General features: G+C 42.4%; 23 protein-coding genes and 2 pseudogenes. 5 read left to right on the top strand and 20 right to left on the bottom strand.

The features are described from left to right. The 9 genes and pseudogenes from I593_RS18825 to I593_RS18785 all read right to left on the bottom strand — a co-directional run. Positions 1 to 446 (bottom strand): IS6 family transposase (locus I593_RS18825; protein WP_016165440.1); only part of this gene is annotated, 446 nt, incomplete at its 3' end. 64 nt (positions 447 to 510) lie between these two features. After that, positions 511 to 1,653: pseudogene (locus I593_RS18820) on the bottom strand (SulP family inorganic anion transporter); the annotation flags it as partial. 246 nt (positions 1,654 to 1,899) lie between these two features. Further along, complete coding sequence (locus I593_RS18815) at positions 1,900 to 2,109, bottom strand: hypothetical protein (RefSeq protein ID WP_010116191.1); 210 nt, start codon at positions 2,107 to 2,109, stop codon at positions 1,900 to 1,902. A 179-nt stretch (positions 2,110 to 2,288) separates the two neighbouring features. After that, entirely contained in the window at positions 2,289 to 3,347 is a 1,059-nt protein-coding gene (locus tag I593_RS18810; RefSeq protein WP_016165438.1) for an ArsO family NAD(P)H-dependent flavin-containing monooxygenase, read from the bottom strand. A gap of 151 nt (positions 3,348 to 3,498) precedes the next feature. Continuing rightward, entirely contained in the window at positions 3,499 to 4,446 is a 948-nt protein-coding gene (gene trxB / locus I593_RS18805) for a thioredoxin-disulfide reductase (protein ID WP_016165437.1), read from the bottom strand. A 19-nt stretch (positions 4,447 to 4,465) separates the two neighbouring features. Next, positions 4,466 to 5,170, bottom strand: a complete 705-nt coding sequence (gene arsH / locus I593_RS18800; RefSeq protein ID WP_016165436.1) for an arsenical resistance protein ArsH — start codon at positions 5,168 to 5,170, stop codon at positions 4,466 to 4,468. A 10-nt stretch (positions 5,171 to 5,180) separates the two neighbouring features. Then, entirely contained in the window at positions 5,181 to 6,221 is a 1,041-nt protein-coding gene (arsB, locus tag I593_RS18795) for an ACR3 family arsenite efflux transporter (protein WP_016165435.1), read from the bottom strand. Positions 6,222 to 6,232: 11 nt separating this feature from the next. Further along, positions 6,233 to 6,703, bottom strand: a complete 471-nt coding sequence (locus I593_RS18790) for an arsenate reductase ArsC (protein WP_016165434.1) — start codon at positions 6,701 to 6,703, stop codon at positions 6,233 to 6,235. A gap of 6 nt (positions 6,704 to 6,709) precedes the next feature. Continuing rightward, positions 6,710 to 7,030 carry a metalloregulator ArsR/SmtB family transcription factor gene (locus tag I593_RS18785; protein ID WP_016165433.1) on the bottom strand — a complete coding sequence of 107 codons (321 nt, stop codon included), beginning with the start codon at positions 7,028 to 7,030 and terminating at the stop codon, positions 6,710 to 6,712. A gap of 187 nt (positions 7,031 to 7,217) precedes the next feature. Between I593_RS18785 and I593_RS18780 the strand changes: the two genes are divergently transcribed. Next, positions 7,218 to 7,646 carry a universal stress protein gene (locus tag I593_RS18780; RefSeq protein WP_016165432.1) on the top strand — a complete coding sequence of 143 codons (429 nt, stop codon included), beginning with the start codon at positions 7,218 to 7,220 and terminating at the stop codon, positions 7,644 to 7,646. Positions 7,647 to 7,752: 106 nt separating this feature from the next. Here I593_RS18780 and I593_RS18775 read toward each other — a convergent pair whose 3' ends face one another. The 5 genes from I593_RS18775 to I593_RS18760 all read right to left on the bottom strand — a co-directional run bounded on the left by I593_RS18775 (position 7,753) and on the right by I593_RS18760 (position 10,887). Beyond that, positions 7,753 to 7,992: a thioredoxin family protein gene (locus I593_RS18775; protein ID WP_016165431.1), complete on the bottom strand. Its 240-nt coding sequence runs from the start codon at positions 7,990 to 7,992 to the stop codon at positions 7,753 to 7,755. Positions 7,993 to 8,011: 19 nt separating this feature from the next. Beyond that, positions 8,012 to 9,031 (bottom strand): permease, encoded by a 1,020-nt coding sequence (locus I593_RS18770; RefSeq protein WP_016165430.1) that lies wholly within the window; start codon positions 9,029 to 9,031, stop codon positions 8,012 to 8,014. Next, complete coding sequence (locus I593_RS20195; RefSeq protein ID WP_016165429.1) at positions 9,032 to 9,319, bottom strand: ArsR/SmtB family transcription factor; 288 nt, start codon at positions 9,317 to 9,319, stop codon at positions 9,032 to 9,034. It abuts the gene before it with no gap. Between the two features lie 123 nt (positions 9,320 to 9,442). Then, positions 9,443 to 9,877, bottom strand: a complete 435-nt coding sequence (gene arsC / locus I593_RS18765) for an arsenate reductase (glutaredoxin) (RefSeq protein ID WP_016165428.1) — start codon at positions 9,875 to 9,877, stop codon at positions 9,443 to 9,445. An 80-nt stretch (positions 9,878 to 9,957) separates the two neighbouring features. Next, the gene (locus tag I593_RS18760) at positions 9,958 to 10,887 is read right to left on the bottom strand and encodes a cation diffusion facilitator family transporter (RefSeq protein ID WP_005253541.1); all 930 of its coding nucleotides are present in this window, start codon (positions 10,885 to 10,887) and stop codon (positions 9,958 to 9,960) included. A 133-nt stretch (positions 10,888 to 11,020) separates the two neighbouring features. Between I593_RS18760 and I593_RS18755 the strand changes: the two genes are divergently transcribed. After that, on the top strand, positions 11,021 to 11,725 hold the full coding sequence (locus I593_RS18755; protein ID WP_001067783.1) for an IS6-like element IS1008 family transposase: 705 nt from the start codon (positions 11,021 to 11,023) through the stop codon (positions 11,723 to 11,725). Between the two features lie 27 nt (positions 11,726 to 11,752). Here I593_RS18755 and I593_RS19830 read toward each other — a convergent pair whose 3' ends face one another. The 3 genes from I593_RS19830 to I593_RS18740 are packed head-to-tail and all read right to left on the bottom strand — an operon-like array spanning position 11,753 to position 15,346. After that, a complete protein-coding gene (locus I593_RS19830) occupies positions 11,753 to 12,577 on the bottom strand; it encodes a lecithin retinol acyltransferase family protein (protein ID WP_016165427.1) in 825 nt (274 codons plus the stop codon). A gap of 46 nt (positions 12,578 to 12,623) precedes the next feature. Beyond that, a complete protein-coding gene (locus I593_RS19825) occupies positions 12,624 to 13,802 on the bottom strand; it encodes a restriction endonuclease subunit S (RefSeq protein ID WP_016165426.1) in 1,179 nt (392 codons plus the stop codon). Continuing rightward, positions 13,799 to 15,346 carry a type I restriction-modification system subunit M gene (locus I593_RS18740; protein WP_016165425.1) on the bottom strand — a complete coding sequence of 516 codons (1,548 nt, stop codon included), beginning with the start codon at positions 15,344 to 15,346 and terminating at the stop codon, positions 13,799 to 13,801. Before I593_RS18740 ends, I593_RS19825 begins: the two co-directional genes overlap by 4 nt. 254 nt (positions 15,347 to 15,600) lie before the next feature. Between I593_RS18740 and I593_RS18735 the strand changes: the two genes are divergently transcribed. Together I593_RS18735 and I593_RS18730 are read left to right on the top strand one after the other, a co-directional pair. Beyond that, positions 15,601 to 16,179, top strand: a complete 579-nt coding sequence (locus I593_RS18735; protein ID WP_004676046.1) for a LexA family protein — start codon at positions 15,601 to 15,603, stop codon at positions 16,177 to 16,179. 15 nt (positions 16,180 to 16,194) lie between these two features. Then, entirely contained in the window at positions 16,195 to 17,499 is a 1,305-nt protein-coding gene (locus I593_RS18730; RefSeq protein ID WP_016165424.1) for a Y-family DNA polymerase, read from the top strand. Between the two features lie 164 nt (positions 17,500 to 17,663). Here I593_RS18730 and I593_RS18725 read toward each other — a convergent pair whose 3' ends face one another. Genes I593_RS18725 through I593_RS18715 form a run of 3 tightly spaced genes read right to left on the bottom strand, consistent with a single transcriptional unit; the run spans position 17,664 to position 18,653 of the window. Next, on the bottom strand, positions 17,664 to 17,951 hold the full coding sequence (locus tag I593_RS18725) for a type II toxin-antitoxin system RelE family toxin (RefSeq protein WP_005134734.1): 288 nt from the start codon (positions 17,949 to 17,951) through the stop codon (positions 17,664 to 17,666). Continuing rightward, positions 17,941 to 18,189: a type II toxin-antitoxin system Phd/YefM family antitoxin gene (locus tag I593_RS18720; RefSeq protein ID WP_000192612.1), complete on the bottom strand. Its 249-nt coding sequence runs from the start codon at positions 18,187 to 18,189 to the stop codon at positions 17,941 to 17,943. Before I593_RS18720 ends, I593_RS18725 begins: the two co-directional genes overlap by 11 nt. Before the next feature lie 2 nt (positions 18,190 to 18,191). Beyond that, on the bottom strand, positions 18,192 to 18,653 hold the full coding sequence (locus I593_RS18715) for a hypothetical protein (RefSeq protein ID WP_016165423.1): 462 nt from the start codon (positions 18,651 to 18,653) through the stop codon (positions 18,192 to 18,194). 69 nt (positions 18,654 to 18,722) lie between these two features. On the opposite strand from I593_RS18715, the pseudogene I593_RS18710 reads away from it, so the two are divergent. Beyond that, positions 18,723 to 19,115, top strand: a pseudogene (locus I593_RS18710) (mechanosensitive ion channel family protein); the annotation flags it as partial.

The raw sequence follows: 19,115 nt of genomic DNA, 5'->3' as shown, positions 1-19,115 counted from the left end.
CGTGATAAAGCATGGCCATAGGTCGCTGCTTTATCTGTATTGATGACCCGTGGAATTTGCCATTTTTTCACCGTATTGAAGATCTTTCCTAGAAAACTATAGGCTGATTTACTGTTCCGTCTAGCGGAAAGGTAAAAGTCAATCGTATGACCCCGTTGATCAACTGCACGATACAGGTAAGTCCATCGCCCCTTCACTTTGATATAAGTCTCATCCATATGCCATGAATGTAAATCTGTAGGATTACGCCAATACCAGCGTAACCGTTTTTCCATTTCTGGAGCATAACGCTGAACCCAACGATAAATTGTACTGTGATCCACATTTATGCCTCGTTCAGCGAGCATTTCTTGAAGTTCACGATAGCTGATGCCATATTTACAATACCAACGAACAGCCCAAAGAATGATTTCACCTTGAAAGTGCCGACCGTGGAAGGGATTCATCTGCTGTATCTCGAAATAAATAAGATATTTAGCTTATCATGTCAGCCTATTTGCAACAGTGCCAGAATAAGGCTGAAAGCAATACGCCCGTTAATACACCTAGAGCCAGGTTATGCGTAGCAACAACTACAATTACGGTCGCAATCATGACGATATTACTGCTCTTAGGATTATCTTTTAACTGAGTGACAGAACTCCATTCAAAGGTACTGATCGAGACCATGATCATCACCGCTACCAATGCAGCCATTGGAATCACTTTGAGCCAGTCACTAATAAATACAACCAGAATAAGAAGAAAAATACCCGCAGAGAATGTTGATAAGCGTGTAAGGCCGCCTGATTTTACGTTAATCATAGATTGACCAATCATGGCACAACCGGCCATGCCACCCATAAAGCCAGAAGCAATATTCGCAATCCCTTGTCCCTTACATTCCTGATATTTATCACTTGGCGTATCTGTCATTTCATCCACGATGGTTGCTGTCATCATCGATTCAAGTAAACCTACAGCCGCCAGTGCTACTGAGTAAGGCAAAATAATCATCAATGTTTCAATATTCAAAGGAATATTTGGAATCAAAAACATTGGAAGTGTGTCAGGTAAAGACCCCATATCACCAACAGTCCGTACATCAATTCCTAAAGCGATTGCCAGTAATGTGATCGCAATGATGCAGACAAGTGGAGAGGGGAGTAATTTTCCTAATTTGGGAACCAAAGGAAAGAGATAAATAATCGCCAGACCTAAAGCAACCAGAGCATATACATGCCAGGTCACATTAATCAGTTCTGGTAACTGAGCCATGAAAATTAAGATCGCTAACGCATTTACGAATCCAATAACTACAGATTTAGATACGAACCGCATTAACTTGGCGAGCTTTAAATAGCCTGCCAATATCTGAATCATGCCTGTCAGAATTGTTGCTGCCAGCAGATATTCAAGCCCATGCTCTTTGACCAATGTGACCATAAGCAGTGCCATAGCCCCTGTAGCAGCTGAAATCATTGCTGGACGACCACCTACGAAAGAAATCACGACAGCAATACAGAAGGATGCGTATAGACCGACTTTAGGATCTACACCTGCAATAATTGAAAATGCGATGGCTTCAGGGATGAGTGCAAGACCGACGACTAATCCGGCAAGTACATCCCCACGGATGTTAGAGAACCACTGTTCTCGAATAGTGGATAACATGAAAATAGCCTATTTTTTTAAATTTTAGGAAAGGCTAGTGATGTGATATATGACACACAAGCTACTACACCACATCACTAGACAGTGATGAGTTATTTACAGATTTAAGAGGGTAAATAAACTTAAGGTGGCGTAAGCGTCATAAGATGGAGGAACTTTTTAGAGTAAAAAATCAGGACAAGGGTAACAGCTAGGTACTTTTTTATAAAGCCTGGATGTTATACCAAGCTTTGTTTAATCGGTATTTTATGAAGCTTTTAGCTCCCCAAGTAATTGACCTATTTCCAAACGTGTATAGCCACGTTCTTTAAAGATCAAAACAATAGCCTGTTTATAATCTTCAGAAGTGGCCGTTTTATATTTATTAATTAATTGCAGCTCAGCATTAAGCTGAAGGTCATTTTTGATGGTCAATACTTCTGCAGAGACTTTATTAAAAATCTTGAAATTAAACATACAGGCGCTCTTTATCAGTATTGTAGCGGCCCGACTACAACAAACACCTGTCTTAGCCTAGCTAGACACCCTTAGTAACAAGGATTACAAATTTTAAAAGGGTCTGCAAGTTTTTCTAAATGGGGAGTATAAATGATCTACTAATTTTTATAGGCTCATAAATAACTACCCCATAAAATTTAAGCTAAAAATTTAGTAATTTCTTCAGCTGTTGCTTTTGCTGTCCTTGAAACGCCCACTAAAGTTGCTGAACCAGGTCCAGTCCATTCACCATATCCCACTAACCACAGGTTAGGTTGTTTGACTGACCTTGTCCCTGTAACCAGTACCGTATTGTTTTCCTCTACGACCTCAAGCGGTTTTAAATGATCTAGAGCCGCTTTAAACCCAGTACACCAAATCACGGCATCGATCTTTTGAGCTGATCCATCTTCCCAAATCACGCCATCTTCCGTGAATGCTGTAAATGGTCGCTCGCTATGCAGCACACCACGTGCACGTGCATCTTTGACCGAATCAATCATAACAATATCGCCTAGGCCGCCAATCGGCTGATCTACAGTACGACCTTCGAGTTGTGCCTTTAAACGCTCCGTGGCGCGTAAAAACAAGATACGTCCATCAACATCATCAGCTAGAAATTGAGGAGGTGTCGGCGTGATCCAAAGTGTATTTGCCACTTGAGAAACTTCAGCCAGAATTTGTGCTCCAGAATTTCCACCACCCACAATCATGACGTTCTTATCTTTGAAGTTTTCTGCATTTTGGTAATGTGCGGAATGTAATTGTAGTCCTTTAAAATTTTCCTGACCTGGATAAGCTGGCATATAAGGATGACTCCAGGTACCGGTTGCACTCACCACAGCCTTGGCTTTCCATGACTGTTCACCCGCATAGACGTTTAACATGTCTTCCTCAGCCTCAACACGATCAACATGCACAGGACGGACAACCGGAAAATGATAACGTTGCTCATATTGTTGTATGTATTCAATCACTTCATGACGAGTTGGATAGGTTTGTTCGGTCCCTGGCATCATCCAGCCTGGTAAGGAACTCCAGCTATTCGGTGAAAACAGTCGCAAAGAATCCCAAGCATGTAGCCAGGCACCGCCTGCCTGCGGCTGTTCATCTAAAATGATAAAAGACAGACCATTGCGCTTTAAAAAGTAAGATGTAGCTAATGCTGCTTGCCCCCCACCAATGATGATCACGTCTGTTTCTGTTGTTATTGACATTTTTCTTTCCCATAACTTCATTATTATCAAAAGTATATATCTATCTTGATCATTGTGCCCAATAAAAACCCAATATCAGGATGAACTGATATTGGGCATGGGCAGCACTATCTCTCTATATTAGAGGGTAGATAAAATGAGAGTATTACTTCTACAAATTATCAAGGTACTTTTCAGCATCCAATGCAGCCATACAGCCTGAACCAGCCGAAGTAATGGCTTGACGGTATACGCTATCTGCAACATCACCAGCAGCGAAAACACCCGGTACGGAAGTGGCTGTAGCATTGCCTGCAGTACCGCTTTGTACCTGGATATAGCCATTTCGTAACTCAAGCTGGCCTTCAAACATACTGGTATTTGGTTTATGACCAATTGCAATGAATACACCTTGAACATCAACGTCCTGAATGGAATCATCCTGTGTCGATTTTAAACGTACACCTGTAACACCGGTATTGTCACCCAATACATCATCCACTTGATGATTCCAGATGATACTGATCTTACCTTCTTTTTCTTTTTCGAAGAGATGATCTTGCAGGATCTTTTCTGAACGCAGGAAGTCACGACGGTGCACCAATGTCACATGCTCCGCGATGTTGGACAAATACAGGGCTTCTTCAACCGCTGTATTACCACCACCGACTACCATAACTTTCTGGTTCTTATAAAAGAAACCGTCACAGGTTGCACAGGCACTTACGCCTTGACCCATGAATGCCTGTTCGGATTCCAGGCCGAGATATTGTGCGGTTGCACCTGTTGCCACAATCAGGGCATCACAGGTGTATTCTTCCATATCACCTTTAAGGACAAATGGACGCGTGTTCAAATCAACTTCATTGATATGGTCATAGACCAGTTCAGTACCAAAACGTTCGGCATGCGCCTGCATACGTTCCATTAATGCCGGACCGGTTAAGCCTTCAGGATCACCTGGCCAGTTATCGACTTCAGTCGTGGTGGTCAACTGGCCGCCGAGTTGCATACCTGCAATCAGCATAGGTTTTAAGTTGGCACGTGCCGCATATACCGCTGCACTATAACCGGCAGGACCAGAACCTAAAATGATGAGTTTTGAATGGCGTGTTGACATTTTTATATTCTCTAACAGATTAGATGTTACGTTGATTGACACGCTTAGACAGCTCTTCAGCCGATTCCTTACGCTCCGAGTAACGATCCGTGAGGTACGCGCTTTGTCCGCGGGTCAGCAAGGTGAACTTATACAGTTCCTCCATCACATCGACAATCCGATCATATAAGGACGAAGGTTTCATGCGTCCCTCTTCATCAAATTCCAAAAAGGCCTTGGGAATAGAAGACTGATTCGGAATCGTGATCATCCGCATCCAGCGCCCCAAGATTCGCATCTGGTTGACGCTATTGAAAGACTGTGAGCCACCACTGACCTGCATCAGTGCCAGGGTTTTGCCCTGAGTCGCACGAATGGCTCCCGCTGCTAGTGGAATCCAGTCAATTTGCGCTTTAAAGATCGAACTCATCGAACCATGCCGCTCAGGTGAACACCAGACCATGCCTTCAGACCATGCTAGCAATTCATGCAGTTCCTTGACTTTAGGATGTTCCAGATCACCATCTTCCGGCAAAGGTAAACCTTTGGGATGAAAGATTTTTACTTCACAGCCAAACCGCTCCAAAATACGACCTGCTTCCGTCACTGCAAGACGACTGTACGAGCGTTCTCGGTTTGAGCCATACAGCAATAACATCCGTGGGGGATGGGTCAGTTCTTTGGCTTGTACCTCAGCAAATGTAGGCGTCGGCAAAAGATCAGATTCAAGATTTGGGAGTGTCATATTCTGCCTCTTAACTATTTGGATAATATTTTTTCTTCAGCCATAAAGATACGCTCACCAAGGCAATTAACACCGGTACTTCAACCAATGGACCAATAATGGTGGTAAAGGCAATCGGAGAAGCCAGACCAAACGTGGCGATTGCAACAGCCAAAGCCAACTCGAAGTTATTGCCCGCAGCAGTAAAGGAAATCGCGGTGGTTTTTGGATAATCATTGCCCATCCATTTACTCATAAAGAAGCTGACAAAGAACATCAGTACAAAGTAAATCGTTAGTGGAATCGCAATACGCAATACATCTAAAGGCAAGCTCACTACATCAGCGCCTTTTAAACTAAACATCGCCACGATGGTGAACAATAAAGCCAGCAAGCTGAGTGGGCCAATTTTTGGCAGGAATTTCGTCTGATACCAATCCAGACCTTTGGCTTTGACCAATGAAATACGCGTCAGGAAACCCATCAGGAAAGGAATACCCAGGTAGATCAAGACGGCATTGGCAATGGTCCAGAAATCCACATTAATCACATGACCTTCTACCCCAAAAAATGGTGGCAAATAAGTCAGGAAGAACCAGGCATAACTACTAAAGAAAACAATCTGGAAGATACTGTTAAACGCCACCAGTGCGGCACCGTATTGGTTATCACCACAAGCCAGGCCGTTCCAGATCAGTACCATCGCAATACAGCGTGCCAAACCGATCAGGATCAGGCCGGTCATGTATTCCGGATAATCACTGAGAAAGACGATGGCCAGCACAAACATCAGTACCGGTGCAATCAGCCAGTTTTGTACCAGTGATAAAGTCAGAGTCTTTTTATCGTGAAAAACCTGTGGCAGGGTCGCGTAGTCCACTTTGGCCAACGGGGGGTACATCATCAGAATCAGACCAATCGCAATCGGCAGATTGACCGAGTTCACACTCATGGCATCCAGTGCTGTCGATGCTTGCGGAAAAAACACCCCAATCGCAACACCCAATGCCATGGCCACAAAAATCCATAGCGTCAGGTTGCGATCTAAAAAGGATAATCCTTGTTTAGACATAATGTGCTCGATTAAATATGAGAAATTTTATTGATTTCAGCAATGAGCTCTGGACGGCTCAAGTTTTTTGCATCTAAAGCGAAGAACGCATCTAAACGCTTGTTGATGTGATCCACAGTGGTCAAGAACGCCTGTAATTTTTCTTCTTCAGGTAAGTCCAGATGTGAAGGATCAGACAAGCCCCAATGTGCCTTGATTGCGCCACCCAAATACAATGGGCAGGCTTCCTGTGCAGCTGAATCGCATACCGTAATCACGACTTCTGGCTCATATTGCTCGCAGGCATCAATGGTTTTGCTCGATAAGCCTTCGGTAGATAAACCCAGATTCTGCAAGGTTTTAATCGTTAAAGGATGCACCTGACCTGATGGTTTGCTGCCCGCACTGTAAGCGATCCAGCCTTCAGGCGCACGGCTGTTAAACAGAACTTCAGAGAGAATGCTGCGGCAACTGTTACCGGTGCACAAAAATAAAAACTTCATAAAAACTTACTCGCAATGGCTCTGAATCGGCAGAGCAGATGTGGAAAGGGAAATCGGAGATTGGCTGTGTTTGAGAGCATCCAGAATTTCAAAACACCACGCCGGTAATTGCGGATTGATGCTGTAATACACCCACTGACTTTGACGACGGTCATTCAACAAACCACTAGAGCGCAACAAAGCCAAATGCCGTGAAATCTTGGGTTGGCTCACTTGCAATTTGTCCGTCAGATCACAGACGCATTGCTCTTCATTTTCAGCAATCAACATGACAATACTGAGACGTGTCTCATCGGATAAACATTTAAAAAACTGAACGTGGTCCATAGCTGCTCCCATTCTATTATGCAAATATATACATATCCGCATATACAGTAAATAGTATAAGTTAAAAATGATAAAGGAAGGATTATAATGTGGTTTGAAAGAGGTCAATTTAAAAAATTGTCCGCTTTTCTCGGCTGTGTTATGAATAAAGAAAATTTTAACGATTAGAAAATTTAAGGAATATCGAATGACTGATAAAAATATTTTAGTGCCGATTGACGGTTCTGATCAGGCACTTGCAGCAGTCAGAGAGGCCGCCATTATGGCAAATGCCCTGGACAGCAAGCTGATTGTCATCAGTATTGTCGAAGAAAATCCGTTTGCCAATACCGATTTTTATTACTTTGGTGCAGATGCAACAACGATGAAAAAGTTTTTTGATGAAGCGTGTGGTAATGCAACAAAGGCCTTGGCCGATGCACAAAAACTCTCGGTCGATTCAGGTGCACGTGAGGTTGAAACCAAACTCGTCAAAGCTGAAGTGTCTGCGCAAACTATTGTCAGTCTCTCTGAAGAACTGGCTGCTTCACTGATTGTGATGGGATCGCATGGACGAAAAGGCATTCAGAAACTGGCTTTAGGTAGTGTGGCTGAAGAGGTATTAAAGTTGTCCTAAGTACCCGTATTAATCGTTAAGCAATAACTGACATAATTTCAGTTCACGCCATAAAAAACCCAGTAGTCTGAGCTACTGGTTTTTTTAAAGAAAATGCATTTTGGGCTTATTTATTTTTCTCAATCAGCTCCGCTACGGCTTGAGCTTCCAGCACCTTACCGCTAGAAACGATTTTATTATCAATAATCAGACCTGGCGTGCTTAACAGGCCTGTTTCCGCAATTTTCATCATATCCGTGACATATTCAATGTCCGCTTGCACACCCGTGCTTTGGACTGCTTCTTCTGTTGCCGCCAAGAGCGCCTTACATTTACGGCAGCCTGTACCTACGACTTTAATTTGCATGTTTTATTCTCCAAACGTTTTATAAAAACCAGTAACCAAAACTATTTAAACTGTAGCCGATGACCAAAATCCCGACAAATACGATACCAACAAACAGGCTAAGTAAAGGAAGTTTCACCACCTGTTTTAACAGGATCAAGGAAGGCAAGGAAAGCGCGGTCACCGCCATCATAAAGGCCAAGACCGTACCCAACCCTACACCTTTGCCTACCAACGCTTCCGCAATCGGCAGGGTACCAAAGATATCCGCGTACATCGGTATACCAACGACCGTAGCGATTAACACAGAATACCAGTGTTCCTGGCCGAGTAAGGCGGTAATCCATTGTTCAGGAATCCAGTTATGAATCGCCGCACCAATACCTACCCCGATCAGTACATACAACCAGACCTTTTTAAAAATTTCTACTACTTGCTCCCAAGCGAACTCGCGTCGCTGTTTAGCCGTCATACTAAAATCTTCTTCTCCCTGAATGGCACCATTATGGGTGACAAACTCAGCCACATACTTTTCCATTTTTAAAAAGCTAATCAATGAGCCGCCCAGTACCGCCAGCACTAAACCCAGTAGCACATAGATCATGGCGATTTTCCAGTTAAAAATACTGGCCAATAAAATAATTGAAGCTAGATCGACTAACGGAGATGAAATCAGAAATGAAAAGGTCACCCCCACAGGCAATCCGGCACGGGTAAAACCGATAAACAGCGGAATCGAGGAACAGGAACAAAATGGGGTAATGGTGCCGAGTAAGGCCCCCATTATATTGGCTTTAATCCCGGTCATTCGGCCTAAAATCTGCTTGGTACGTTCAGGCGGAAAATAACTCTGGATATATGACAGAGTATAGATCAGGACCGAGAGCAGAATAAAGATCTTGAAGACATCATAGATAAAGAAGTGAATACTGCCACCAAGCCGGGTCGCGACCGATAAACCGAAGACATTTTCGACCAGCCAGCGTACACCATCCGAGAGCCAGGTCATTTTAAGCAGCACATCATTCAGCCAAGCAAAGAGGGCAATTATTTGATCCATTTAAATCTCCTGGTCTTGGGGGAATAATAGTGCTTGTGTAAATAGAGACAGTTCTTCAGCACGGATGGGATTCAGTGAATAGCGTATCCAGCGTCCGTCTTTTCTTCCTTTGACCAGACCCGATTCAGTCAAACACTTCATGTGATGCGATAAAGTAGACTGGGTAATGGCAAGATTTTGCAACAATTCGCATGCGCAACATTCCCCTGTCTGTAGCATCTGTAAGATCTTGAGACGGGTAGCATCCGTCAAAACTTTATAAAGAGAAGTCGCTTGTTCATGATCCAATTAAGATTTTCCGTAACATACTTATAATATTGAGTATCTAAATTATATTGATGGCTGTCAATGTGTTTTTTTCTGTAAAAAAAAAGCCCAACAGAGTTGAGCTTTTCTTCAGTGAATAATGCTTTATTTTACGCGATTGCCCTGTTCATCAATGATGACTTCACCATCTTCTTTGGCAAAAGCTTTTAATTGTGGCAAAGGCAGGATGTCCAGCACTACTTCCGATGGACGGCATAAACGTGTTCCGAGATCCGTAACTACCAGTGGACGGTTAATCAGGATCGGATGTTCAAGCATGGCATCAATGAGTTTTTCATCGGTCCAACTTGCATCATCCAGATTCAACTCGGTATAAGGATCCACATTCTTACGTAACACTTCACGAACGCTTAAGCCAGAATCCTGAATCAGTTTGATCAACTGATCTTTTGAAGGGGGGGTGACCAGATATTCAATCACTTCAGGTTCAATGCCCGCATTACGAATTAAAGCCAGGGTATTACGTGAAGTGCCACAGGCAGGGTTATGATAAATTTGCACTTTCGGCATTTGATCCATGAGAGTTATCCTTAAAAGAATAGCTTGGTTATATATGAATATCCGAATATGCGCAATATGAAATATATGATTCTGAGACTTTATTTCAACAAGGATTGGCTAGAAGTATAATGTGGTTTAAGTTTCATTTCACAACCTTCAGCATAAGCGATCGATTCCAGCTGCACCGTCACATGTTTGAGATCAAAATGATGATGTAAAGCTTCGGTAATTTCTGCAAGTAAGGTATTCGCAGTTTGTAAGTTGTCATCATAAACCACATGCACCGTGAGTGCATTTTCCAGGGTACTCATACTCCAGATGTGTAAATCATGCAGATCCACAACGCTCGGAATATTGAGTAAGCAGTTCCTGACTTCTAAAAGGTTAATCTGATCGGGCACACCATCAAAGAGCAAGTGTAAGGATTGGCGGAACAAGGAAAATGTTCCCAAAATAATAATAATGGCGATAATCAAACCTACCACAGCGTCAATCCATAACCAGCCCTGCCATAAATATAAGGCCCCCGCGACCACTACGCCGACCGAAACAACGGCATCTGCCGCCATATGCAGAAAGGCACCTTTGATATTCAAATCATGCTGACTGTTTTTAAGAAACAAAAGGGCGGTGCTCAAATTCACTACCACACCGATTGCAGCGACGATCATAACGGTGACTGCCGCTACAGGGCTGGGAGACTGAATCCGTTGTATAGATTCCCAGCCTAGAGAAAACATCGCAAAGAGGATCAGCACGGCATTAGTAAAACTGGCCAGAATCGAGGCTTTTTGCCAACCATAAGTATGTCGACGATTGGAGTGAATACGCGCTACGCTATAGGCTGCCCATGCCAGAAGTAATCCACCGACATCGGTTAAGTTATGGCCCGCATCAGCCAGCAAGGCCATGGAGTCGGTTTGCCAGCCATAGAATGCTTCAATTAAAACAAAGCCCAAGTTCAATACAATACCGATAGCAAAGGCCGTACCGTAATGTGATGTCTCATGTGTGTGGGAATGAGCCATGGTCAATAAAAATCCAGATAAGGTCTGTTGTACTAATTAAAGCATTTCTAATGCTAAAGCAATTCCTTGCGGCACTGTTGCAAATAGGCTGACATGATAAGCTAAATATCTTATTTATTTCGAGATACAGCAGATGAATCCCTTCCACGGTCGGCACTTTCAAGGTGAAATCATTCTTTGGGCTGTTCGTTGGTATTGTAAATATGGCATCAGCTATCGTGAACTTCAAGAAATGCTCGCTGAACGAGGCATAAATGTGGATCACAGTACAATTTATCGTTGGGTTCAGCGTTATGCTCCAGAAATGGAAAAACGGTTACGCTGGTATTGGCGTAATCCTACAGATTTACATTCATGGCATATGGATGAGACTTATATCAAAGTGAAGGGGCGATGGACTTACCTGTATCGTGCAGTTGATCAACGGGGTCATACGATTGACTTTTACCTTTCCGCTAGACGGAACAGTAAATCAGCCTATAGTTTTCTAGGAAAGATCTTCAATACGGTGAAAAAATGGCAAATTCCACGGGTCATCAATACAGATAAAGCAGCGACCTATGGCCATGCTTTATCACGATTAAAGCGAGAAGGAAAATGTCCAGTAGATATTGAGCACAGGCAGATTAAGTATAAAAATAATGTCATTGAATGTGATCATGGTAAGTTAAAGCGAATCATCAGGGCCACATTAGGATTTAAATCTATGAAGACTGCTTATGCCACAATTAAAGGTATTGAAGTCATGCGTGCACTACGTAAAGGACAAGCATCGTCATTTTATTATGGTCAGCCTCAGGGTGAAGTGTGTCTAATCAACAGGGTTTTCGGTCTCTAAGTACTTTTTAAAGGGAACATCATCGACTCAAATCACTATTTGCAACAGTGCCCTTGAAATACCTAATGCAGCAGTTGTGGCTGTAGTTGCTGTATACATTCCCCAACCTGCATACATCATGCGTAAACCAATAATTGTAGTAGTAGTTGTCGTCACGTGCTCTTTTACTTTTTCAACTTGTTCACTTCTGTGTTCACCTGTAATGCACCAAACAGCAAAGTGCTCACAATTATTGGTAAACAGGTTATAGCTATTTTCATCCAACCTACTTCGTGCACGATCCACAATCTCAAACTTGGAGTAGGCAACAACTTCAGGAGAGTATTGAATGTGATACAGAGTGTCTGCATCACCTTGGAATTCCTCCAACGATGTAATAGTGATTTCGCCTTTCTTAAGAGGTTCTGAGAATCCGCTATAATGAGCAACTAAATCTGTACCATTGAAGTTTCCAAGATAAATTCCATGATGGTCATACAATCCTCTTGATGCCTTAATATGGATTCCTGACACAACCAAATTCCCTTCTAAAGGTTCTCCCATAAAGCACCATTCGACAAATTCTTCCCCACTACAAAAATGAGGTAAATCTTCTGGTTTATCCAAGGCTGTTAGGGCTCTATTCAGAACTGTGATGTCATCATATAGTCTCTTATTATCTGAATAACGATATGTGGTATAGCTATCATAAGGTGCTAAAAAATCTTCTAAAATTTGAAGTCTAATTTGAGAGTCTTCTTCAGAAAAAAATACTACATATTTTCCATTTTCTGTTTCTGTTAGATAAAGAGCATGCTGTTCAAATACTCCATCAGAAACCATAAAGTGTGTTGCTATTTTTAAATTGTCCATAATGCTCTCCCTTAAGGTGAAGCCATCAAATGACTTCACCGCAATATTATGCAATTTGTTCTGTTTGGTGTTGGACTCTGACTTCACCGCTCATGAGCTTTGGTAGAAGCGTATCTCTTAGGTTTTCTAGTGTTTGGATTTGTCGGTTGTTTTCCCAACATTTTTCAAATATTGGTTTAACGATCTTGACTGCTTTATCCTGTAAATCTTTGGGTGGTAATTGTATTGGAAACTTACGAAAGTCTTTTAAGACAATCCTTGGAATCACAGCCCCAGTGACGATGTTTTGCATCAACTCATGGGTTGAATCTAGTTTCAAGAATAAGGTTAAAAGCATAGGGTGGTATTGACCATTTGGTCTCAACATAGCAATAGACGATAATAAGACGACATCTAAGCTCTCCTCCATAAGGAAGACATGTTTTAGATAACTACCATCTTTAGCTATTAGGATGTCACCTTGTAATGCCTTACAATCTGCCTGTACTAAAACCTCGTAATCTTCTTTAGAGATTTTGCGACATGTAGACTGATTAATACCCCAATCATACATATCTTTTACCGAAGCCATTGGATACCCATCCTCAACCGATGCAGGACTACTATGAGATCCATCAGTGATACGAGTACAAACATCAGCTAGAGTTACTTCCTCCCAATCCTCTTTCGCTTCCTCAATAAACCACTGACGAAATAGTGTTTCAGCCATGGCTTCCAAGGTCTTGTTCTGACGATGCAGTAAGTCAATCTTGTCATCCAATGATGAAAGGATTGAGGCTATGGCTTTTTGTTCAGGGAAGGATGGATAGCTTATCTCAAGCTCGTTTAACTGATCTTTTGAGACATTCGGGAAAGTTGAACCTGACGCTGAAGCCAACATAGTATCAAGGTAGTAATCGAGAATAGCTTTTACAAAGTAACGATACTCTTCCCCCTGCTTGTGCCTAATGGCAGCTAGACCACGACCAATTGCATAGTCTTCATCAGCCCAATTCATTCGCCCTGTGGTTGAACCACGAACGCAAAACAGTATGTCATTAACTTTGCTAAATCTTTTAGGATCAGTTGAGAATTGAACAGCTTTAGGATACCTAATCGTAAATTCAGTTGGACCATTTAACAAAGGTACCCCTAATCCATTGGTATTGACTGATTCGCCTGTTGGTGATTGTCCCATTACGATATCAGCAATATCTCCGAGATTCCCACTTAACCACTCGCTCATACAATCACCTTTGCCAAGTTTTCAGCAATTGCTTGATTGAGCTTAGCTTCCTCTGCAAGCTGTCCTTCAAACTCTGCCTTTAAGCTTGTAAAGCGTTCCTTAAAGTCGAACTCATCTTCATCATCAGCTAAACCAACATAACGACCTGGGGTGAGTACATAATCAAGCTCTGCCACTTTTTCAAGTGGTACAGATGCACAGAAGCCAGCAACATCCTCATACTCACCCTCTTGGTTTCTCCAATTGTGGTAAGTGTCAGTAATCAGCTTGATGTCTTCATCAGACAATACTTTGGTTCTGCGGTTAATGAGATGACCTAAGTTACGAGCATCAATGAATAGGATTTCATTGCTACGATCTTTGTATTGGGTTGAACCAACACGATCCCGACGCATAAACCATAAAGCAGCAGGAATCTGAGTATTCAAGAACAGCTTGGCAGGTAGATTCACAATACAGTCAATCACATTGGCTTCAGAAACCAAGGCTTTACGAATCTCACCTTCACCACTGGTCTTAGAGGTCAATGCACCTTTCGCAAGGACTACACCTGCCTGACCTTTAGGACTCATGTGATACAGGAAGTGTTGCATCCATGCGAAGTTGGCATTACCTGCAGGTGGTACACCCAATGACCAACGAGCATCTTCTTTAAGTAAGTCACCACTCCAGTCAGAGACGTTGAATGGTGGGTTAGCAATGATGTAATCCGCTTTTAGGTCTTTGTGTGCATCGTTCAGGAATGAACCCTCAGAGTTCCATTTCACATGCTCTGAGTTGATGCCACGAATCGCTAAGTTCATTTTGGCTAATCGCCAAGTCGTTTGGTTACTCTCTTGTCCATAGATGGAGATGTCATCGACTAAGCCCTGATGCGATTCTACGAACTTCTCGGACTGTACGAACATACCACCCGAACCACAGCAAGGATCGAATACACGTCCTTTGTATGGTTCAAGCATATTGACCAATAGGCTCACAATAGATTTAGGCGTGTAGAACTGCCCGCCTTGCTTGCCTTCAGCTAAAGCGAACTCACCAAGGAAGTACTCGAATACATGCCCTAGAACGTCTGCAGAGCGCGATTTCGCATCGCCTAGTGCAATGTTACCAATCAGGTCAATCAGCTCTCCTAGGCTCGTAGGATCGAGATTCTGACGTGCATAGACTTTAGGAAGTACACCCTTCAATTGAGGGTTGTCATTCTCGATGGCTTCCATTGCCTCATCAACGAGCTTCCCGATGTTAGGCTGTTTGGCTTGGTTTAACAGGAATGACCAACGTGCATTCTCTGGAACAAAGAAGACGTTGTATGCCGTGTATTCATCACGGTCTTCAGGGTCAGCTCCTGCAAACTCACCCTCACCCTGTTCTAAATTTTGGAAATGGACATCGAAAGAATCCGAAATATACTTCAGAAAAATTAAGCCAAGCACTACGTGCTTATATTCCGCCGCATCAATGTTCTTACGAAGTTTGTCTGCTGTTTTCCACAGAACGACTTCTAAGGGTTCTTGTTTGGTTTGCTTTGGAGCACGAGCCATAAAATCATCCTGCAATGAATAGCTTATCTAATATTTGTTAATTGAATACTAACCAATTATCTATGCGTGCGTAAGCATGCAGATGACATTAATTGTCGTATACCTCCAGTGAGGTGGCGATAATGCGGGAAAATTTGCAGTAGCCTTTATGGGAACCATAAGGTTTATTCGCCACTCATCGAAATGGTCTTGAATCTGTAATACATTCAGTCATATATTTGATTACGTCACAAAATCAAAAAAGTAGATGAGTCATGAGCAATAGTCGTGGGGGAAGCCGAGAAGGTTCCGGTAGAAAGCTCAAATATAATGAGCCTACAAAAACGATAAGAGTACCTGTATCCAAAATCATAGAGATCAGGAATTACCTCAACGAGGCAGAGAAGCAAAGCTTCAATGATGTGACATCCATCACGCTTGTAGATCCTACAACACTTATGCATATTCCTTTGGCTTCAGAAAAGGTTGCTGCTGGTTTCCCTTCTCCTGCCCAGGACTATATCGACAAAACTTTGGACATGAATGAACACCTCATCAAAAATGAAGCTGCAACCTTCGTTGTGAAAGTAGCTTCACTTTCCATGAGAGATGCAGGTATTGAGATTGATGATGAACTGATTGTAGACCGGAGCATTGAAGCCAAGCATGAAGACATCGTGATTGCACTGATCGACAATGAGTTCACTGTAAAACGTCTCATGATTGAGGGTGATGATAACCGTTGGCTTAAAGCAGAGAACCCTGAGTATTCTGACATTCATCTAAAGGATGGGCAGGAAATGGTGATTTGGGGTGTAGTGACTTTTGTTATCAAGCCATTCAGAAAGCGTTAATACTTTATTGGTTTCATGCTCATGCAAGCATCTCACCAGAAGATCTACGCTTTAGTAGACATCAACAACTGCTATGTCAGTTGTGAACGCATCTTTAACCCAAGTTTGAACAATAAGCCTGTCATTGTGCTATCCAACAATGATGGCTGTGCTGTAGCTCGATCTCAGGAAGCCAAGGACTTGGGCATCAAGATGGGTGTTCCTCTCTTTCAGATCAAGGACATCGTAGAGCAGCATCAGGTGCAGGTGCTATCAAGCAACTATGCACTGTATGCAGAAATGTCTCGCAGATTCATGAAAATCCTATCAGATTTCGTATCTCCCAAAGAGCAGGAGATTTACTCAATTGATGAGTGCTTTCTGGATCTGACAGCTCATTCAGGGAATTACGACTTGACTGAATATGCCCATCAGATTCGTCAGCGTGTGTTTTCTTGGCTTGGTTTACCTGTATGTATTGGCATTGGACGCTCAAAGACTGAAGCGAAACTAGCGAACCATATTGCCAAGAAGAACGCTTACTTCAATGGTGTTTGCAACTTGGTTTCAATGGATCCATGCTCTGCTGAAACTCTGCATCAAGCCATAGATGTTGGTGAAATCTGGGGCATAGGCCGAAAGCATTCCAAGAAGCTCAACAGCCTGGGGATTCATTCAGTTATGGATTTTGTCTTGGCTTCCCCTCTGATGATCAGGGACCAATTTTCTGTAGTGATGCACAGAACCTTATTGGAACTCCATGGAATTGCTTGCATTGAACTGGAACATACGCCACCTGCAAAGAAGCAAATCATTGCTAGTCGTTCTTTTGGTCAACGCATCTACCATATTGATGATCTCAAGGAGGCTATGTCGCTATATGTAATGGATGCGGTTAGCAGACTGAGAGATGATAATCTGTTGTGTGGTTGTTTGATTGGTTTCGTACAATCAAACCCATTTGATAGCTCAAAGCCCTTCTACAACAAGTCTTTATCCTTGGCTTTACCAGAACCTACCGACAACCTGTTGGTGCTCTCTAAACTCGCTACAGCGATGATTGATGGCCTGTATGCAAAGGATATAGCATTCAAGAAATGTGGCGTGATTCTGACGTGTCTCGAACCAAAGGCAAGTCCTGTGTATGACATGTTTACCGACATGAAGCGCATCGAAGTCAGTAATGCCTTGATGGATTCCCTTGAAGCGATTCATCTTAAGTATGGCAAAACCAAGATTGCCTTGGGCGCGAGTTTAATGCCGAACAGAACATGGAATATGTCACGAAATCGGCTAACACAGAACTACTTTAAATGGGATCAACTGCTTTGTGTGAAGTAAATGTCCTGCCTATAAATTGATTTCGTTTTGGTTTCATAATAGTTGTTTATTGATTTCAAAATAGTTGTAATTTACTACTACCTAATCGAAGATTATCTACATCAAAAATGCCCATAAACATGAGTGTTTTCATAGACACTATCTGCTTATGGGCATTACATCATTTATGAATGACGAGAGTTTGCATCATCATAGACGGCATTGTTTTCACGTCTGCCTACAGCAATCACGATGACAACTACCTCATCATCAATGACTTCATAAACCAGACGATAACCAATGCTGCGAAGCTTGATCTTGTAGCGGTTAGGATGCCCTGACAGCTTATTCTTGGGAATACGAGGATTCTCCAAAACCTTGATCAACTTTTTCTTCAATGGCTGCTTAATACTTGGATTCAGCTTATTCCATTCTGCTAATGCTTCTTCTAAAAAGTCTAACTTATAGGTCATCAATATTTACTCGAATGCGTTTCTGATTCGCACGAGCATCTGCAATCTTATTCAGTTCCAGGTCTTCTAGTTGTTCCATCATCGTTTCATACAGATCAGCCGGAACACAGTAAAACGCTGGTGTATTACGATTGAGGATTGCGACAGGTTCGCCTTTGCCTGCCAACACTGTATCCATCGGGCTCTTTTTGAGTTCAGTAATACTTGCAGTCATTCGTGCATGGATTAATTGAGTCATAGTTAAGCCTCTATAGAATTTAGTGTTTGGAGTTTGGGTTGAATCATTACGAGTAGGTTCGGATAGCTAATTTCAGCATACCGGTCCAATGTGGATCTCAATCTGATAAACAAGGAGGCATCAGTAACTAGCAGCATCTTCGCAAGGTAAGGCATTGCTGAACGAAATGCCTTTAACCATTTACGATGTTGCTCAGTGGAGTCTACACATTGATGATACGCTGCAATACGACCAGAAAGTGCTTGCTCTTCTAGAGCCTCTAGCCCAGGACATACATCTAGGTCTTCAAAATCGGACCATGAAAGTACCCTTAGAGCTTTTCCTAATTTAGCTTCAGCTACTTCCTCCGCTTCCTCTCTTTCATCCATTAAATCAAATAGACGTCTGAGTTTCTGTATACGAACTTCATCCTCTCGTTTCAAACGAGATTCTTCAGTTTCAGTCCAGATAGCATCAGAATTCATAGGTACTCCTATTCAACAATAGGACTATAGCACAGATAAAAGCACTTTTAAAAGTACGTTTAAAAAACCTTAATCAGCACTCTGCAAATGGGCACACAGGCTTTTATATTCTTGACTATTGCACTGGCAATATCAGAATTTCTCAATATTTTTAACCTGATTTATCAGCGTAATCCTAAATCTAGAAACAAACCTATTAAAGGATACCTGCAGTTAGTAAAACTGATTATTTATGTGGTCTGTGTCCTGATGATTATTGGCACGTTCCTAGATAAAGATGTGTTTACTTTACTGGCAGGTTTTGGAGCAATGGCAGCCGTATTGATGCTGGTGTTTCAAAATACCATCTTGTCTTTAGTCGCATCTGTACAAATTTCTTCGTATGACATGGTGCGTATTGGTGATTGGATTGAAATGCCATCACTAAATGCAGATGGTGATGTCATTGATATCTCCTTGCAT

Source organism: Acinetobacter tandoii DSM 14970 = CIP 107469, from assembly GCF_000400735.1.
In the GTDB taxonomy this organism is placed as follows: Bacteria; Pseudomonadota; Gammaproteobacteria; order Pseudomonadales; family Moraxellaceae; genus Acinetobacter; species Acinetobacter tandoii.
The sequence above is the reverse complement of the archived record's forward strand: the minus strand, read 5'-3'. Positions and strand labels throughout refer to the sequence as shown.

Coding starts and splice junctions, on each gene's coding strand:
- arsB (WP_016165435.1), bottom strand. CDS start 6,221: ATGTCTAAACAAGGATTATCCTTTTTAGATCGCAACCTGACGCTATGG.
- I593_RS18770 (WP_016165430.1), bottom strand. CDS start 9,031: ATGGATCAAATAATTGCCCTCTTTGCTTGGCTGAATGATGTGCTGCTT.
- I593_RS18815 (WP_010116191.1), bottom strand. CDS start 2,109: ATGTTTAATTTCAAGATTTTTAATAAAGTCTCTGCAGAAGTATTGACC.
- I593_RS18725 (WP_005134734.1), bottom strand. CDS start 17,951: ATGACCTATAAGTTAGACTTTTTAGAAGAAGCATTAGCAGAATGGAAT.
- I593_RS18715 (WP_016165423.1), bottom strand. CDS start 18,653: ATGAATTCTGATGCTATCTGGACTGAAACTGAAGAATCTCGTTTGAAA.
- I593_RS19830 (WP_016165427.1), bottom strand. CDS start 12,577: ATGGACAATTTAAAAATAGCAACACACTTTATGGTTTCTGATGGAGTA.
- I593_RS18735 (WP_004676046.1), top strand. CDS start 15,601: ATGAGCAATAGTCGTGGGGGAAGCCGAGAAGGTTCCGGTAGAAAGCTC.
- I593_RS18775 (WP_016165431.1), bottom strand. CDS start 7,992: ATGCAAATTAAAGTCGTAGGTACAGGCTGCCGTAAATGTAAGGCGCTC.
- I593_RS18730 (WP_016165424.1), top strand. CDS start 16,195: ATGCTCATGCAAGCATCTCACCAGAAGATCTACGCTTTAGTAGACATC.
- I593_RS18780 (WP_016165432.1), top strand. CDS start 7,218: ATGACTGATAAAAATATTTTAGTGCCGATTGACGGTTCTGATCAGGCA.
- I593_RS18755 (WP_001067783.1), top strand. CDS start 11,021: ATGAATCCCTTCCACGGTCGGCACTTTCAAGGTGAAATCATTCTTTGG.
- arsH (WP_016165436.1), bottom strand. CDS start 5,170: ATGACACTCCCAAATCTTGAATCTGATCTTTTGCCGACGCCTACATTT.
- arsC (WP_016165428.1), bottom strand. CDS start 9,877: ATGGATCAAATGCCGAAAGTGCAAATTTATCATAACCCTGCCTGTGGC.
- I593_RS18810 (WP_016165438.1), bottom strand. CDS start 3,347: ATGTCAATAACAACAGAAACAGACGTGATCATCATTGGTGGGGGGCAA.
- I593_RS18790 (WP_016165434.1), bottom strand. CDS start 6,703: ATGAAGTTTTTATTTTTGTGCACCGGTAACAGTTGCCGCAGCATTCTC.
- I593_RS18785 (WP_016165433.1), bottom strand. CDS start 7,030: ATGGACCACGTTCAGTTTTTTAAATGTTTATCCGATGAGACACGTCTC.
- trxB (WP_016165437.1), bottom strand. CDS start 4,446: ATGTCAACACGCCATTCAAAACTCATCATTTTAGGTTCTGGTCCTGCC.
- I593_RS18760 (WP_005253541.1), bottom strand. CDS start 10,887: ATGGCTCATTCCCACACACATGAGACATCACATTACGGTACGGCCTTT.
- I593_RS18720 (WP_000192612.1), bottom strand. CDS start 18,189: ATGACTCAATTAATCCATGCACGAATGACTGCAAGTATTACTGAACTC.
- I593_RS19825 (WP_016165426.1), bottom strand. CDS start 13,802: ATGAGCGAGTGGTTAAGTGGGAATCTCGGAGATATTGCTGATATCGTA.
- I593_RS18740 (WP_016165425.1), bottom strand. CDS start 15,346: ATGGCTCGTGCTCCAAAGCAAACCAAACAAGAACCCTTAGAAGTCGTT.